At 71.7% G+C, this 17,678-nt stretch carries 8 protein-coding genes; 6 read left to right on the forward strand and 2 right to left on the reverse strand.

What is annotated here, in order from left to right; all coding sequences use genetic code 11:
* Positions 1–187: 187 nt before the first annotated feature.
* The gene (locus tag ASE20_RS02940) at positions 188–547 is read left to right on the forward strand and encodes a hypothetical protein (protein WP_082612081.1); all 360 of its coding nucleotides are present in this window, start codon (positions 188–190) and stop codon (positions 545–547) included.
* Between the two features lies 1 nt (position 548).
* Positions 549–881 (forward strand): hypothetical protein, encoded by a 333-nt coding sequence (locus ASE20_RS02945; protein ID WP_157538385.1) that lies wholly within the window; start codon positions 549–551, stop codon positions 879–881.
* A 28-nt stretch (positions 882–909) separates the two neighbouring features.
* On the opposite strand, the gene ASE20_RS02950 is transcribed toward ASE20_RS02945, so the two are convergent.
* Entirely contained in the window at positions 910–3,183 is a 2,274-nt protein-coding gene (locus tag ASE20_RS02950) for a calcium-binding protein (protein ID WP_157538386.1), read from the reverse strand.
* A gap of 61 nt (positions 3,184–3,244) precedes the next feature.
* Entirely contained in the window at positions 3,245–6,910 is a 3,666-nt protein-coding gene (locus ASE20_RS02955; protein WP_157538387.1) for a hypothetical protein, read from the reverse strand.
* A gap of 174 nt (positions 6,911–7,084) precedes the next feature.
* Here ASE20_RS02955 and ASE20_RS02960 point away from each other — a divergent pair, with 174 nt between their 5' ends.
* From ASE20_RS02960 to ASE20_RS24945, 4 genes are all read left to right on the forward strand, one after another.
* Positions 7,085–9,937 carry an AAA family ATPase gene (locus ASE20_RS02960; protein WP_056893007.1) on the forward strand — a complete coding sequence of 951 codons (2,853 nt, stop codon included), beginning with the start codon at positions 7,085–7,087 and terminating at the stop codon, positions 9,935–9,937.
* A 44-nt stretch (positions 9,938–9,981) separates the two neighbouring features.
* Positions 9,982–11,172 carry a M15 family metallopeptidase gene (locus ASE20_RS02965; RefSeq protein WP_056893008.1) on the forward strand — a complete coding sequence of 397 codons (1,191 nt, stop codon included), beginning with the start codon at positions 9,982–9,984 and terminating at the stop codon, positions 11,170–11,172.
* 191 nt (positions 11,173–11,363) lie between these two features.
* Positions 11,364–16,961, forward strand: a complete 5,598-nt coding sequence (locus tag ASE20_RS02970; protein ID WP_200952686.1) for a peroxidase family protein — start codon at positions 11,364–11,366, stop codon at positions 16,959–16,961.
* A 125-nt stretch (positions 16,962–17,086) separates the two neighbouring features.
* Positions 17,087–17,677, forward strand: a complete 591-nt coding sequence (locus tag ASE20_RS24945; RefSeq protein ID WP_056893009.1) for a hypothetical protein — start codon at positions 17,087–17,089, stop codon at positions 17,675–17,677.
* Position 17,678: the final 1 nt, after the last annotated feature.

Consider the following 17,678-nt stretch of genomic DNA (forward strand, 5'->3'; position numbering starts at 1 on the left):
GTTCTTCCTTGTTCCTTGGGGTTTTCGGGGTGCACCCAGCGTCGGGGCGGCCGTGGGCCGACCACCATCCCGAGCACGGGGGTGAGTGGATCTCCCAGATCCGTGGGGGTCCCGTTGCGCATGCGGGCCGAAGGTTGGGGGGTTTCACCCGATGTCGGGCGCCCCGCCCCGGACCTAGGTTCGCGCCATGTCCCTGACCAGCACCGCAGCCGTCGCCGGCGTCGCCTCCACGGTGATCTTCGTGGGCAGCACCCTGCCCATGCTCGGCAAGGCCGTGCGCACCCGGGACCTCGGCTCGTACAGCCTCGGCAACCTCGGCCTGGCCAACGCCGGCAACATGATCCACTCGGTCTACGTGTTCAGCCTGCCGCCCGGACCGCTGTGGGCGCTGCACCTGTTCAACCTCGGCAGCACGCTGTTCATGCTGGTGTGGTTCCTGCGCTTCGGAGGCGCTCGCATGCATCGGATGCGTGCATTTCCGACCGCCGCACCCGTACCTACCCTCGCAAGTGGAAAGGTTTCACCAACCGCTGAGAGGTCGTCCTGAGATGCGTGTCAGAACTGTGCTGGCCGGGGCCGCGTGCGCCCCGATCCTCGTCCTCGTCGGAGCCGGCGGCGCGTTCGCCGGAGAGGTGAAGGGACCGCCGGGCGACGACGGCTTCGCCACCGGCGGCTGGACGCCCATCGCGGGCTACCGCGCGAACTCGATCTGCGCGTTCTCCGGCCTCAACGCCTACCACCCGGGCAAGGAGGGCGTGTACGCCGGCCACGTGCAGAGCTACGGCGCGATCGTCTCGCAGGGCGGCAAGGGCGAGGCGCCGAGTCCGGGCGAGGCGTGCAACGGGCACACCGGCGAGCTGGCCGGCGGGGGCGGCGAGTAGGCAGCGCCACGGACGGCGGTCGTCGGGCTCACGGGACCTGGCTGCGCACCTCGCACCCGCTCGCGCGGTCCTTCTGCGCGCCCCCGACGCACCGGTCCCGCCCGGCGGCACCGTAGAGCGAGTCCGCACCGGCTCCGCCGCTGAGCAGGTCGGCGCCGGCGTCGCCGTACAGCCTGTCGGTACCGGCGTCGCCGGTGACCGTGTCGTTGCCGGTGCCCCCTCGCGCGACGTCGTTGCCTGCACCGGAGACGATCTTGTCGTTGCCACCTCCGCCGACGATGGTGTCGTTGCCACCGCCACCGGTGATCCGGTCGGCCGCCCTGGACCCGGTGAGCCGGTCGGCGCCGGAACCGCCCACCAGACGGACGATGCCGGTGATGACGTCACTGCCGGAGACACCGGGCACGAGGCTCGCGACGACGGCGGTCCTCAGGTCCACGTAGCTGACGGTGTCGCCCGCGCCGCCGGCCACCTTGTCGGCTCCGGTGCCGGGCTGGAAGGTGTCGGCGCCGGGTCCGCCGGTGAAGGAGTCGTTGCCCGAGCGGCCCACCAGCACGGTGCCGCTCTCGAGCGGGTCGAAGACGTCGTCGTACGACGACCCGATGATCCGCTCCGGCCACGGGATGTGGCCCTGGGTCGGGTTGTTCGCGCCGATCTGGTCGAGCCCGCCGGCTCCGGCGACATTGGTGAACCCGCTGCCGCAGCTGTCCGAGCACACCCACACCCCGGTGTACGGCGCCGAGCCGGCGTAGGGCGCGGTGAGGTCGGAGTAGCTGACGGTGTCGGTCCCGCCCTCGCCGTACGCCGTGTCGGCCCCGGTGCCGGGCAGGAGGACGTCGTTGCCGTCGCCGCCGCGGATGGTGTCGTTGCCGTCGCCGCCGACGAGTGCGTCGTTGCCGGCCTCGCCGTACAGCTTGTCGTTGCCGGCACCGCCCGTGACCGTGTCGTTGCCGCCCTGGCCGCAGATCGTGTCGTTGCCGCCCAGGCCGTTGACCGAGTCGTTGCCCGAGGTCCCCACGATGACGTCGTCACCGGGCGTCGGCAGCTCGCCGAGGCCGATCGCGACCGTCGCGGCCAGCCCGTTGCAGGTCAGGCCCGCGGACGGCGCCGCGAACGACTGGACCGCGCCCCAGGTGATCTTCGCGGTCGCGAGCGTCGTCCCGGCGGGCTCGGCGATGAAGCCGTAGCGCCAGTAGTAGGTCTTCCCCGGTGTCACGCCCATCCCGGGACTGGAACCGGCGCCGCTCGGCCGCCAGTCGAACTCCGAGAGGAAGGAGTCGCCGGAGTTGTCGATCGTCCCGCTGACGAGCTGCTGCACCTGGTTGGTGTTGTCGACCAACGACTGCGCCGACGTCGGCAGCCCCTCCACCTTGGCCTTGCTCGTGTCGCGCGCGAACACCACCTCGCCCGGCACGTGGTTCGTGAAGACCTCCGCCCGCGAGAGGACGCCGTAGGTCGTGGCCATCGAGGTGTCGAGCTCGTACGTCGGGCTGGTCCTCGTCGACGGGTTGTCGTAGCGCACCCGGTAGGCATAGCCCGGGTGCGGCACCGTCGGGTTCGTCGTGCTGGGTGGGGGCGCGACGCCGGTCCCGGTGTCGGACGCGAACACGTTGAGCGGTGCCTGCATCGCGTGGAAGGTCGGGACGCCGTTGGTGTTGATCACCGCGCCGCCGGTGATCGTGCCGTTGACGGCACCGGTCGACTTCACGGGCACCGCGATCTCCACGCCGTGCCCGCCGACGGTCGGCCAGTAGTGCGACTCATAGCAGCCCGATGCGTACCCGCACAGCACCTGCCACGAGTTCGGCTTGCCCGTCGTCGCCGTCGCGGACTGGAACTTCGCCGTTCCGGGCTGGGGACAGGTCGCGTCGTTCTCCGCGACCCCGTCGAAGAAGCAGACCGACTTCGCCGACGTGTCGATGCTCATGCCCGACGGCAGGGTGAAGACGGGGACCACGCCCTGGAAGCCGCACGGCGTCGAGATCGAGCGCGCCCACACCCGCAGGTAGAACGTCTCGCCCACCCGCGGGTGGCCCGCGTCGAGGTTGACCTCGGCCCCCATCGCCGCCACCACGCCGGTGCTCGGCGTCACGACCTGACCGCTGCCCATGTTGGCGATGATCATCGACTGGCAGTCGATGACCGACGTCGACCGGGTCGCGCCGTCGTAGAAGACCGAGGTGGCGTGCCACCCGTCCTGCGGGTAGCCCGCCGCCCCCGCCGGACTCGCCGTCACGAGCCCCACAAATGTCCATCCCGTGACGACGAGCAGCAGTGAACCGAGGACCGAGAAGATGCGCACCCGCTCACGCTAGGGAGCCGGGGCGCACCTCTGCCTCAGGGTCCGACCCCAACATTTGCGCTCAGCGGATCACCCGGAAGGTGTCCGTCCCGAACCGCTGGAGGGTCGCCCCCCGCAGCTTGACCGTCTTCGGACCGAGCGGGATGCCCTTGGGCACGGTGACGTACCGGCGGACGGTCCCGGTCGAGGTCGCGACCCCCGTGCCGACCTGGCGGGTGCCGATGGTGATCACGTACCTCTCCCCCGGCAGCAGGCGGGAGCCGGTGACCAGGATCTGCCGGCCTCGCTTCTGGGCTGTCTGCACGACGTTGACCTTGAAGGTCGCCTTCGGAGTCGCCACGGTCCACGGCTTCGTCGTCGTCGTGGTCGCACCGTCGGGCGCCGTGACGCGCACGCGCAGGGTGTGTGCCCCCGGCCTGCGGAGCAGCGACAGGAACCCGTCGGCGAAGCACGCGGCATACGCGCCCCCGTCCTGGGAGCACTTCACCGTGTAGCCCGCGTACGGCGGCAGCACGATGTTGAGGTCCCGCAGCGAGAGCTGGAAGCGCGCCCTGGTCGCCGAGGTCGCGACCAGCGCGACCTGCGGGTCGACGAACTTCGTGAACAGGTCGACCTCGTAGGGCCCGTCCTGGGACACCTGCTGGGTGTCCGACTCGAGGTAGGTCGAGGCGACCATCGTGTCGCTGACCTTTTCGGCCGGCCACGGGAACGGTGCGTTGTTCGCGCACGGCTTGTCGAAGACCACCGTCGGACCGGCGGTGAGCCGGCACTTCACCGTGCCCTGGAAGGTCCCGAAGTCGCCCTCGTCGGTGGGCAGCACCTCGGCCACCTGGACCGAGTACGGCGGGTAGACGTTGCGGTACTGCCGGTCGAGGAAGGCCGTCGGCGTGCTGCGCAGGACACTGCGGTAGCCGGGCTGGGTCGCCGCCTTGATCTCGACCGTCGCCAACGCCGGCGCCGGGCGCAGTGCCTTGCCGAGCGGCTCCTGCTCGAACGGGAAGTAGAAGGTGTACGACCCGATCGCGTCCGCCTGCGGCGTCCCCGCGATCTGCAGGTACCAGTGCCCGTTGCGCTCCTCGATGTCCGGGTGCACCCCCTCGGGCAGCTGGGACGCGATCGTGGTGACGTACGGGAAGATCGTCAGGTCCTGGCTCTCGACGAGCAGCGGCGAGGGGAACACCTCGACCACGTCGACCCTCGAGAAGGTGCCGGCCGGCATCTCGACCCGCGGCGTCATCGTGTCGTACGACGGCCGGTGGTCGCCCTCGATCGGGAAGGACTTCGTCGTGACCTGGCCATAGCCGTTGGTCACCTTGACCGTCACCTGCGGCAGGAAGTCCTGGTCGTCGGGGATCCGGAAGGTCGGCGACTCCGACCAGTTCTCGTTGGTGGGCGCGCTGCTCGGCACGATCATCGCGCCGGTGTCGCACGTGGGGACGTCGCCACCGGAATCCTGGCAGTGAACCGTGTAGGTCTTGCGGACGACGTCGCCGCGCGCGTCGTTCGCCCACTCGACGTCGACGGTGAAGGTGTCGGTACGGGTGGCCTGCAGCAGGCGCAGGTCCAGGAAGAGCGAGCCGTCCAGGACCCGCTCGTCGCGGATCTTGGCGCTGAGCACCTCCGGCGCCGGCGGGGACATCGTGAACTCGATGACGCCGGAGCGGGTGAAGGACGGCGGGCCGTCGACGGTGTACGACGGCGTGGCCCGGTACCGGCCGGCCACCGTGAGCCGCTTGGTGACCGACGCGACGGCGGGCAACGGGATCGTCTCCGCGACGGTGCCGTCGTCGTCCAGGCGCTCGAGCGTCCAGGCGTAGGAACCGGGGAGGCCCTGGCCGGGGGTGGACAGGTTGGCCGAGAGCCGGACCACGTTGTCGGCGATCAGGATGCCCTGCACGCTCGGCACCAGGTTGACCGGCCGCAGCGTCAGGTCGAAAGGCAGCATGCCCACCGTGCGGGTCCCGCCGCCCGGCTTGGAGAACGTCCACAGCGGTGCCACCGTGACCCGCTCGGCGACGGGGAGGTCCGGGCGGATCAGCTGGAAGTCGATCTTCACCGGCTGGTCGCCCTCCTGGTGCCGCAGCAGCGACATCTGGGCGATCTCGCCGGTCGGGTCGACGTACTCCAGCGTCAGGCGCGGACGGTAGGGGCTCCAGACGCCGGTGGCGGTGCGGCGCTCGGAGACCATCAGCCAGTTGCGGCTGAACAGCACCCGGTAGGTCGAGACCGGCTGGCCATCACGGTTGGTCGCCCCGGCCGGCGCGGCGACGTCGACGGACGGCAGCGTGTTCCCGCCCTCGGCGAAGTGGATGTCGTCGGGCCCCGAGGCCTCCGGGGAGTAGCCGAGAACCGGGTCCGGCAGGACGTCACCGGCCTGGTCGAACATCATCCAGTCCGCGACCTGCGCCTCGAGCCCGTCCGCGAACGCCTGGGTGTGCACGACGGCCGGGTCCTGCCCTGCCGGGTCCTTGCGGTCCAGGAAGTCCTGGTGGGTGAGCGACGCGTAGTCACCGATCCGGGCGCGGACACCGAGCGGGTCGGTGTTGTTCACGGCCTGGGTCGCCCGGTCGGTGATCTGCTCCCCCGGCTTGAGGTCCGCGTCGAACTGCCAGATCGCGACGGCCAGGATGATCAGCGCGATGACGATGATGATCGCGGGACCCGCGACGGCCGCGGTCGCGCTGGTGAACAGTGCCGAGCTGCCGGAGGCGGCACCCTCACCCAGCAGCAGCGCGTTCGCTGCATTGGCGACCGCGATGCTGGCCGACAGGGAGATGCCGACACCGACGCCGGCGGTCGCCAGGACCGCCGTGGCGCTCAGCGCGATGCCGGCTCCGCGGGTCTTGCCCGTCATGTAGCGGACCTGCGGGTCGTTGGCGTGCCTCATCATCGCCCGCGGGTGCCGGTAGGAGCCCCACTTCTCGAAGGTCTCTGCCGGGGGCGTGTTGCGGGTGATCCGGAAGAGGTCCACCTTGTTCGCCGCGCTGCACATCGCCGTCCCCGCCACCGGATTCGGGACGGCCGGGAGTCCGCTGCCCGCAGGGGGCGCCGGCGGCAGGTACCCGCAGGGGTTCTTGTCCCATGCGTCGTACTCCGCGAGGGCCGCCGTGGCCGAGTTGACCTGGTTCTGCTTGTAGTAGCCCTCGATCGCTTCGAACGCCGCTTCCTCCTGCGGTGTCATCGGCTCGCCGTACAGCTTCTTGTTGATGATCACCTCGATCCGCGACGCGACCGCGGCCCGGACCTCGGGCCGGGCGAAGGCCTTGACCAGGTCGTCGTTGAGGACGCCGTGGACGTCGGAGATGGTGTCGTAGGCCTCGGTGATGATCCAGTCCAGCTGGTCCCCGGGGAGCTCGCCGGGCGCCGTGAAGCCGTTGGTCACCACGATCGGGGCCATCGGCGTCCCGCTCGGGTAGAGCATGTCGCCGGACTCCCCGAGGCAGAACATCTCCTGCTCGGTGTCGAGCGGGATGCACTCCTTCGCCGTCGGCGCGGTGCCGCCCGGGTTGTCGACGATGATCGGCGTGGAGTGGCCCACGGGGTCGGTCTTCTGCACGATCAACGGCGGCGGCTGGATGCCGACGTTGAGCGGTGGCGAGGTGATCACGGTGATCGGCTCGCCCTCCGCGTGGGCGGCCGGAGCCGACACGACCTGGGTCGTGGTGAGGGCGACGGCCGCGGCCAGCACGCAGGTTCCTGCGGCGCGCAGCGATGGGCGGAGGTTCACGGGAGCTCCCTAGTCAGGTCGCGCGCCTCGGGGGTGGCGCACGCGTTCCAGCACCTGGTTCGGCGCGATTCTGGGCCCGCAGCCCGGGCGGCACCGCTGGTTCACCGAACTCGGTTCGTAGTCGGTGGGTGCTGGGTCCGGCACTAGGATGCCGGGCGGAAAGGTGGTCCCCCGATGCCCCGCTCCCCCGTCGAACCGAACGCGCACACGTTCGCGTCCGTGCTCCGCAGGGGCCGTGAGCGTGCCGGGCTGACCCAGGCCGAGCTCGCCGGGCGGGCCGGCGTGGGCGTGCGCACCGTGAGCAACCTCGAGCGCGGCATCAACACCTCGCCGTACCCGAGCACGGTGCGGCTGCTCGCCGACGCGCTCGAGGTCTCCGACAGCAGCCGCGACGAGCTCATGGCCGCCGCGGCACGACGACCGGCGACGACCGACCCACCCGCGGGCGGCCACCTCGGAGCCAAGGCCCCCACGCCCCTCGTCGGCCGGTACGACGAGCGGGCCGCGATCACGCATGCCCTGGAGTCGGCGGCGCGGGGCGAAGGCTCTGTCGTGCTGCTCGCCGGCGAGCCCGGGATCGGCAAGACCCGGCTCGCCCAGGAGGCGATGGCCGACGCGGTCGCTCGCGGCTTCCTCGTCGCCGGTGGACGCTGCTTCGAGCAGCAGGCCGACGTCCCGTTCGTGCCGCTGCTCGAGGCCTTCGCCGCACTGCACCACGGGTGCGCCACGGCGCTCCGCGACGGCCTCGGGGACCGATGGCCCGCACTGGCGACCCTCCTGCCCGACGTGCTTCCTCCCGCGGTCCCTGCCGACGTCCCGGACGCCGCCCACGCCCTGCACCGCGCGGCGACCGCCTTCGTCCGCGAGCTCGCCGCCGTGCGCCCCGTGGCGCTCGTCGTCGACGACCTGCACTGGGCGGACGACGCCAGCGCCGACCTGCTCCTGCACCTGGTGCGCCACACCCACCGTGACCGCTTCGTCCTCCTCGGTGCCTACCGTGACGCCGAGGTCGGCTCGGCCCATCCCGTCCGGGCCCTCGCGCACGCACTCCGTCGCGAACGGCTCACCCGCGCCGTCGGCGTCGGACGCCTGGACCGGGAGGCCACCACGCAGCTCGTCTCGCTGCACCTGGCCGAGCCCGGGGTGGTCGCGGAGATCGGCGACCTCGTCCACCGCAGCTCCGAGGGCAATCCGTTCTTCACGCGAGAGATCGTCACGGCGCTGGTCGAGCGCGGTGACCTCACCCGTGTCGACGGCCGGTGGGTCTGTCGCGAGCTCGACGGCATCACGGCGCCTGCGAGCGTCAGCGAGGCGATCGGCCAGCGCGTCGCGCGACTGCCGACCACCGCCCGTGAGCTCCTGCAGGCGGCGAGCGTCCTCGGCACCACCTTCGACCCCGACGACGTCCCGAACGGGATCGCCCCCGACGACGACGCGCTCGACAGGGGCTGGGACGACGCCGTCGCGTCCGGGCTCCTCGTCGTCGCCGAGGACGGGTACGCCTTCGACCACAGCCTGACCCAACAGGCCCTCCACCTCGGCATGTCCCCGGTCCGGCGACGACGCCTGCACCGACTGGTCGGCGAGCTGCTCGAGGGCCGGCCCGTCGCGACGCGGCGACGCCGGGCAGCCGAGATCGCGCGGCACCTGGAGGCCGGCGGCCTGCCGGAGCGGGCGCTGCCGTACGTGCTGCTCGCCGGCGAGGTCGCGGCCGCGGCGTACGCACGGGCCGAGGCGGTCCGGCTCCTCGGCCATGCCCGCGAGCTGGCCGAGGAGGTCGGCGACGAGGAGGCGATCACGACCTCCCTGGAACGCACCGGGCTGGTCGAGCTCGTGGCCGGGCGGTACCACGACGCGCTCGGCCCGCTGCTCGAGGCGGCGCAGCGCCACCGTCGTACCGGCGATGCCGGGGCGCTGCTGCGCGTCGAGGGCATGGTCGCGGACGTCCGCCACCGCAGTGGCGACGGCGAGGCCGCTGCCACGCGCCTCGAGGAGGTCCTCGAGGAGCTCCAGCTGGGCACGGCGCCGGACGCCTGGGTCGACGGCGGCGCGGCGCTCGCCAACGGGCTGGCCCGGGTGCGCCTCTACCTGGGCCAGCACGAGCGCTGCGTGGAGGCGACGGAGCTGGCCGCACGACTCGCCCGCCTCGAGGGATCGTCCAGCGCCGAGGCACAGGCGTGCGCGGTCGGAGGCACCGCCCTCTTCTTCCTCGACCGACCCGACGACGCCGTCCGCACCTACGAGCGGGGGGTGACGGCCGCTGCCTCGATCGACGCCCCGGCCTGGGAGAGCACCTGCCTGATGGGGCTCCAGTGGGCCGCGACGATCAGGGGCGAGCTCGCGCGCAGTCGGCAGATCGGCGAGCGCGGCCTGGAGCTGACGCAGCGGGCGGGCAACACCGACCAGGAGTCTCAGCACGCCGCCGGGCTCGGCCGCGCCCACTTCCTCGAAGGCGACGAGGAACGAGCGCGGCACCACCTCGAACGCGGTCGGGAGCTGACCCACGCCGGGTCCCCGACCCTGTTCTCGGGCATCCCCCCGCTCTACCTCGGACAGCTGTGTGCTGCCCAGGGCGACGTCGCCGGCGCGATCGCCTGCTTCGACGAGGCCGCCGCGGCTCCGGACCTGCAGACCTTCGCCTTCGCGGGCTACCTCCAGGCCCAGCGCGCCGGGCTCGACCTGCGCGCCGGGGATGCAGCGGGAGCACTCGCTCGGCTGGAGCCCTGGCTCGGCCAGGAGGCCCCGACCAAGGTCCACGACGCGGCGATCCTGGTCGCCGCGACGCAGGCCTGCCTCGCGCTCGGCGACGGCGCCCGGGCACGACGGCTCGCCGAGCGGGGGCTGCGGCGGGCCGAGGCGATCGGCAACCGCATCGACCGCGTGGACCTCCTGCGCCTGCTGGGCAGGTGCCACCGTCTCGCCGATCGGGTGCCGGAGGGGCGGCAGCTCCTCGACGAGGCGCTCGACCTCGCGGTCGCGATCGGCTACCCGGCCGCCGAGGCCCGGGTGCGCGCCGAGACCCGTTGACGCCCGCGCCGTCTACGATCGGACCGTCCGGCGCAAGGGGATCCATGGACACAAGGCGACGACTGCTCTCGGTCGGGCTCGCCTGCGTCCTGCTGGGCTCCGGCTGCACCGGCTCGCCCCACCCCGGTACGTCGCCGCCGTCCACCCCGTCCGGCACGTCGACCGGGCCCGCCGTGGTCGCGCCGGCCGACGTCGCGATGGCGCGGCCCGGCCCGTTCGAGTCGACCGGCGACACCCCCGACGTCCTCGTCCAGAGCACGGGCCCCCTCGGCGCGGCCACCGCCGCCCGGGTGGCCGCGACCGCGGGCGTGGCGCGGACCGAGCAGTTCTCGCTCGCCACCTTCTACCGCGAGGGCGAGGCCGTCACCTACGCCGCCGTCGACCCGGCGACCTTCCGGCAGTTCACGCCGGGCCCGACCGCCGTGCTCGACGCACTGTGGGACCGCATCGCCGACGGCGAGATCGGGCTGCGGCCCGACCTGCGCGAGAGCCTGGCCGGGCCCGGTGACTTCGTCACCCTGGGCAACGACGACGACGCCCAGCAGGCCCACATCGCGGCGTACGCCCCGCTCGTCGACCGCTCCCCCATCGGCGCGGTCCTCAACGAGCGGTGGGTCGACCGACTGCACCTGCCCCGGGGCAACGCCCTCTTCGTCTCGACCCGGTTCGGCGCCGCCGGGCCGGTGGTACGCCGGCTGCGGCGGGTGCTCGGCCCGACGGCGTCGGTGAGCCTGCTCGCGCCCAGCCTGGTGCCCGACCAGGCGCTCAGCGCCGTGCTCACCGGCGGCCCGGTCGCGGGTGCGGTCGGGTCGTTCACCTACACCGCCCACCGCGACGGCACGGTCAGCCCCGAGCCCCGGTGGGTGCGCGAGCACATCCGCACCGAGCCGGTGCCGGTCCTGGGCACGGTGACCTGCAACGCCGCCATGCTGCCCGCCCTGCGGGCGGCACTGACCCGCGTCGCGGAGGCCGGTCTGGCAGCGCAGGTCCACGCCGACGAGTACGGCGGCTGCTACGTCCCGCGCTTCATCGACAAGGACCCGGCGCGCGGACTGTCCTTCCACACCTTCGGGACCGCGATCGACCTGAACGTCCCGGGCAACCGGCGCGGCACCGCCGGCGCGATCGACCGCCGGGTCGTCGCGATCTTCGTGCGGTGCGGCTTCGCCTGGGGCGGGACCTGGCGCTTCACCGATCCCATGCACTTCGAGCTGGTCGCGCTGCGGAGCTGCTGACCCCGGGCGGCCGCGGACGTTCAAGGTTTTCCCAAGGACGCCTGCCGATCGTGGAGAGGTCCATCACCGATACCGAGGCAGGTACGACCATGCATTCAACGCGCCCTGCACACGCGACCTCATCGACGACAGGGTCGGTGGCCGGCTCGGGACGGACCACCGGGCGGCGACGCCATCGCCCGGCCAGACAGGTGAAGTCCCGACTCCGGGCGCTGTTCAGCGCGCGGCGGCGCCGGGTGGCCGTGACCACCGCCTTCTCCGTGTCGCTCGCCCTGGGCATGCAGATCGTCGCGCAACCGGTCGGGGCCGACCCCGGCCCCGTGGGCAGCGGCTTCACGGTCACCACCGGCGACCTGGCCTTCATCCTGCGCCAGATCAAGATCGCCGAGCGGCACTCGCTGACGCGCACGCCGGCTCACCCCTGCAGCACGCTGCTGAACCAGCCCGGTGACGGGATCCCGGACGCCGAGCAGGTGCCCGACATCCTCACCACCTACGGCCTTCGGACCGTCGACGGGAGCTGCAACAACCTCAAGGCCGGCGACGAGTTCGTCGCTGCAGCCGACCAGCCCTTCCCCCGGCTGACCGATCCCAGGTTCCGCCCGGCCGAGAACGTCCCGACCGGCTTCGGCCCTCCGGGACCGTCGTCGTACGCGCAGAAGAAGGGCAACGTGTTCGACTCGCAGCCGCGCGTGGTCAGCAACCTGGTCGTCGACCAGACCTCCACCAACCCGGCTGCGATCGCCGCCGCCGGCTTCCCGGTCCGCTCACAGGGCAACCCAGGGCTGTTCCCGTGCACGACCGACCCAGACCTGACGGCCGACCCGCCGGTCGCGGGCTCCCCGGCGAACTGCGTGCCCAGCCACCACACGCTGTTCATCCCGAACGTGACCACGGACGTCGGCCTGTCGCCGCCGTACAACAGCCTGTTCACCTTCTTCGGCCAGTTCTTCGACCACGGTGTCGACCAGACGGTCAAGAGCGGTGCCTCGGTCTTCGTCCCACTCAAGGCCGACGACCCGCTCCGCACCCTCGGTCCGGACGGCAAGGCATCGACCGGCGACGAGGTGCCCGCGTCCCAGGCGTTCATGGTGCTCACCCGGGCGCAGAACCAACCGGGCCCTGACGGGGTCATCGGTGACGACCCGACCACGCCGGCGGACGAGAGCGCCGACGACGTGCAGAACGCCAACAACACCGACACCCCGTGGGTCGACCAGAGCCAGACCTACACCTCCCACGCGTCGCACCAGGTGTTCCTGCGTGCCTACGCGGTGAGCAGCCGGCCCGGCCCGTTCGGCGCCGACAACCCGGCGTCGGTCTCGACCGGCTCGTTCCTCGAGGGGCTCCCGGCCGGCCAGACGTACGCCGGCTCCCCCGACGGCGACGGCGGTATCGGCACCTGGGCCGCCGTCAAGAAGCAGGCCGCCGAACGACTCGGGCTGCTGCTCGTCGACATGGACGTGCTCAACGTGCCCATGCTCGCGACCGACCCCTACGGGAAGTTCATCCCGGGCCCGGCCCGCGGCCTCCCGCAGTACGTCACCAGGACCGGACTGGTCGAGGGCAACCTCGCCTCCCCGGTGGCGGTGCCGTCCAACGTGCTCCACTTCGACACCCCGTTCCTGGCGGACATCGCGCACAACGCCGACCCGAGCCCCCAGGACACCGACCACAACCCCGGCACCCCGCCGGTGGCGCCCGTTCCGGACCCCAACGACACCCCCTCGGCTGACTTCGCGAGCCAGGCGCCTGGGACCTACGACGACGAGATGCTCAACGCGCACTTCAGCTGCGGTGACGGCCGGTGCAACGAGAACATCGCCCTGTCCACGATCCACCAGGTGTTCCACTCCGAGCACAACCGCCTCGCGGCCGAGATCGACCAGACCCTGAGCAACGACACCAGCCCCGCCGGGGTCGCCGCCCTGGCGAGCTGGAAGGCGATCGGCGTCAGCGGCTACGGCTACGGTGAACGGCTCTTCCAGGCGGCCCGCTTCATCACCGAGATGGAGTACCAGCACCTGGTCTTCGAGGAGTTCGCCCGCAAGGTCCAGCCGGCGGTCCGGCCGTTCCACGTCTACAGCCCCGACGTCAACCCGGCGATCGAGGCGGAGTTCGCTCACGCGGTCTACCGCTTCGGGCACTCGATGCTGGACGACGACGTCGCCCGGCGGAACGGGGACGGCTCCGACAACTCGGTGCCGCTGCTCACGGCCTTCCTCAACCCTCCGGAGTACTTCGACGGAGGCTCCGCCGGAACGCTCAACGCCCGGCAGGCCGCGGGAAGTGTTGTGATGGGATCCTCGGACCAGGCGGGCAACGAGCTCGACGAGTTCGTGACCGAGACCCTGCGCAACAACCTGCTGGGCCTGCCTCTCGACCTGCCGGCCATCAACATGACACGTGCCCGTGAGGCCGGCGTCCCGCCGCTCAACGACGTGCGCCGACAGATCTTCGCGGAGACGAATGACGGCCAGATGGCGCCGTACACGAGCTGGAGCGACTTCGGGCAGCACCTGAAGCACCCCGAGTCGCTGATCAACTTCGTGGCGGCGTACGGACAGCACCCCACCATCACGGGGGCCACTACGCTGGTCGCCAAGCGGGACGCTGCTCGGGCCATCGTCGACCCGAAACCGACCGACACCCCGCCGGCCGATGCGGCGGACTTCATGTTCAGCACGGGCGCCTGGTCCAGCAACGCTGCCGGCGTGACCACCACCGGTCTGGACGACGTCGACCTGTGGGTCGGCGGACTCGCCGAGATAACCAACCTCTTCGGCGGACTGCTGGGCACCACGTTCAACTACGTGTTCCAGACCCAGCTGGAGAAGCTGCAGGACAACGACCGGTTCTACTACCTGGCCCGCACGCCCGGCCTGAACCTGCGTACGCAGCTCGAGGGCAACTCGTTCTCCGAGCTGATCCAGCGCAACACCGACAACACCAACACCCTCAAGGCGGACGCCTTCGCGACGGCCGACTGCAAGTTCCAGCTCGCCAACCTCGCCGGCACTCCTGCCGGGTTCACCGCCAACGGAGCCACCGTGGCCGACGACCCGACGACCGAGTGCGACGAGACCGCCCTGCTGCTGCGCAAGCCGGACGGAACCATCCAGTACCGGCAGTTCAACTCGGTCGACCCGTCCGGCATCAACGGACAGTCGGTCTACCAGGGAACCGACGGACCCGACCGGGTCTTCGGCGGCAACGACAACGACACCTTCTGGGGCGGCAAGGGCCGCGACGTCATCGAGGGCAACGGCGGCGACGACGTGGCGCTCGGGGGTGAGGGCGACGACATCCTCACCGACCTCGGGGGCGCTGACGTCCTCAAGGGCGGTCCCGGCAACGATGCGGCCGATGCCGGCATCGGGGACGACATCATGATGGGTGGAGACGGCCAGGACTTCCTCAACGGAGGAGCCAACGACAACGAGGAGTTCGCCGGTCCCGGCAACGACTACGTGATCCTCGGTCAGGGCGCCGACGCCGCCTTCGGCGACGGCGGGGACGACTGGATGGAGGGCGGATCGGGCCAGGACCTCATCCAAGGTGACCACGGGGCGCCGTTCTTCGACGACCCGGGCGAGACCGCGGCACCCGGCAACGACATCATGATCGGCCAGGTCGGTGAGAACGACTACGACGCCGAGGGCGGGGACGACCTGATGGCCGCCAACGCGACGGTCGACCGCAACGCCGGAGCCGGTGGCTTCGACTGGGCCTTCCACCAGTTCGACACGGTGGGCGCCGACGAGGACATGGCCATCAACAACAACCTGGTCGGTGTGCCGATCCAGGTGGTCATCAACCGTGACCGGTGGCAGGAGGTCGAGGCGAACTCGGGCTCCCGGTTCAACGACGTGATCAAGGGCACCAACGACGTGCCGGTCGACGTCGGCGGCGCCGGCTTCACCGGGTGCGACGCACTCGACCAGGCCGGGGTCGACCGGATCGCCGGGCTCGCCGTCCTGGTTCCGCCGAGCATCATGACCACTCCGGCAGCCTCGCTGGACGCCAACGCGGCAGCCGCCGGCTGCCCGCTCACCGGCAACGTCTGGGGTGACGGGGAGATCCTCATCGGTGGTGGCGGAAGCGACACGATCACGGGTCGGGGCGCCGACGACATCATCGACGGCGACCGCTCGCTCAACGTCCGGATCGACGTGCACGCCAACGTCGACGGGACGGGTCCGGTCATCGGGAGCACCGACCTCATGGAGCGCTCCTACCTGGCCGGAAACCCGAAGACGCTGCAGCAGGCGGTGTTCGACGGGACCGTCGACCCGGGCCAGCTGGTGATGGAACGCGCTCTGCAACCGGCACCCGCCGGCGACCGCGACGCCTCCTCGCCCGCGACCAGCCCGGCGCCTGCGGTGGACACCGCCGTGTTCCTCGGTCCGCGGACCAGCTACACCGTCACGACGGTCGGCGACCACCTGGTCGTCGAGCAGACCGGTCCCCTCGGTGCCGCCCAGAAGGCCCTGGACGGCAGGGACACGCTGCGCAACATCGAGCGACTGCAGTTCACCAACGACGACGGCACCACGGAGATCGTGGTCCTGGCGGCACCCGACGCACCCACGATCGGGACCGCCACGGCCGGACCTTCCTCCGCCGACGTCACCTGGACCGCCGCGACGACCGGCCAGCCGACCAGCTCGTTCGAGATCCAGGTGCTCAGCGGCGGCGTCCAGCAGGGAGCCCTGCGGACCGCGCCGTCGACCGACAGCAGCATCCACGTCACCGGCCTGACCAACGGCACCTCCTACACCTTCCGGGTGCGGGCGGTGGGAGCCTTCGGCACCGGCCCCTACTCGGCGGAGTCCAACGCGGTCATCCCCGCGAACGCCGCCCCCGGGGCTCCGTCCATCGGTACGGCGACCGCGGGCATCAACTCCGCGAGCGTCACCTGGTCCGGGCCGGCCGACACCGGCGGGTCCCCGATCACCGGCTTCCGGGTGCAGGCGATCGACGCCGGCAACACCGTGGTCGGTACCACCACCGTGAACAACCCGAGCGCCACCAGCGCGACGGTCACGGGACTGGCAGCAGGCACCTCGGTGCGGCTTCGGGTGGCGGCCATCAACGCGGTCGGCACGGGTGCCGACAGCGCCCCGTCGAACGCGGTGACGGTCCAGGCCGACACCACGGCACCGACCGTGACGGCCCGCAACCCGGGGGTGAACGCGACCAACGTCCCGCTCGCCACCACGGTGACGGCGACGTTCAGCGAGCCGGTCCAGGGGGTCAACGGCACGACGGTCCGGCTGCGGAACACCGTCACCACGGCCATCATCGCCGCAACGGTCAGCACGAGCGGGAACACCGTGACGCTGACGCCGAGCGCGCCGCTGGCCAACAACACCCAGTACACGGTCACGCTGACCGGTGGCGCCGCGGCGATCCGGGACCTGGCGGGCAACCCGCTGGCGACCACGACGTGGAACTTCCGGACCCTGCCCGACGTCATCGTCCCGACCGTCCTCACCCGGACGCCGGGACCGGGGGCGACCGGGGTGGCCAGGGCTTCCAACGCCGTGGTCACCTTCAGCGAACCGGTCACCAACGTGTCACCGCTGTCCTTCACGCTCACCAACACCACGACCAACCTCCGCGTTGCGGCGGTCGTGACGGTGAGCCCGGACGGCCGGACCGCCACGTTGAACCCGGTGCTGAACCTGCAGGCCGGGAGGACCTACCGGGTCAACCTGACCAACGCCATCCGTGACCTGGCGGGCAACCGCCTGGCCCCGCTGGCCTGGACCTTCACCACCCAGTAGGAGGAGCACAGCACCCCGTGAGACGGATGCCCGTGGCCGACGGCCACGGGCATCCGTGCGTCCGCGCCCGGCTCCGACTCGGCGTTCCCAAGATCCGTGCAAGGCCGGCGGAGAACGATCGGAGCATGGACCAGCTCGTGCAACGCCGCGGCGCCGGGGAGACCCGGTGGACCATGCTCCTCGTCGCCCTGCTGCTGGCCGCCACGGCGTACGGCGGCTACCGGGCCGTGTCGTCCATGAACGCGATCCACGACCCTGCCGCCCTCGGCGGTGACGCGCCCGCGACGCTGCGCCTGGGCGATGCCCGGGTCGAGGTGGTCGCTGCCGAGGAGGTCGTCGGCGTCGCCGGCTCCGACCTGATGGGCGGCATGGGCCACAACATCTCGGGATGGGTCAAGGCCGACCAGATGATGGTGCAGGTCTGGCTCCGGGTCTCCACCGGCGACCGGCCGGGCGACTACGACCCGACGCAGCTGCGGGCGTACGCCACCGGGTCGCCGACCCCGATCCTGCCGGCGAGCGGATCCCTGGGCACCGGCACGTTGACGCCCCACTCGATGGTCGAGGGCTCGGTCAGCTTCGTCGTGCCGCGCACCGAGACCCGCCTGTCCCTGAGCAGCACCACCTCGGGCTACTCCATCGACATCCCCGCGGTCGCCGGCTCTCCGGCGCCCGCCGTCACGCCGGCTCCCGGCGACGACGAGCACCACCACTGAA

It is taken from the genome of Nocardioides sp. Root240 (genome assembly GCF_001428825.1).
Taxonomy (GTDB): domain Bacteria; phylum Actinomycetota; class Actinomycetes; order Propionibacteriales; family Nocardioidaceae; genus Nocardioides.

Bases quoted from the DNA above. Each gene is read 5' to 3' on its own strand.
- ASE20_RS02940 (WP_082612081.1), top strand. From the start codon at position 188: ATGTCCCTGACCAGCACCGCAGCCGTCGCCGGCGTCGCCTCCACGGTG.
- ASE20_RS02945 (WP_157538385.1), top strand. From the start codon at position 549: ATGCGTGTCAGAACTGTGCTGGCCGGGGCCGCGTGCGCCCCGATCCTC.
- ASE20_RS02960 (WP_056893007.1), top strand. From the start codon at position 7,085: ATGCCCCGCTCCCCCGTCGAACCGAACGCGCACACGTTCGCGTCCGTG.
- ASE20_RS02965 (WP_056893008.1), top strand. From the start codon at position 9,982: ATGGACACAAGGCGACGACTGCTCTCGGTCGGGCTCGCCTGCGTCCTG.
- ASE20_RS24945 (WP_056893009.1), top strand. From the start codon at position 17,087: ATGGACCAGCTCGTGCAACGCCGCGGCGCCGGGGAGACCCGGTGGACC.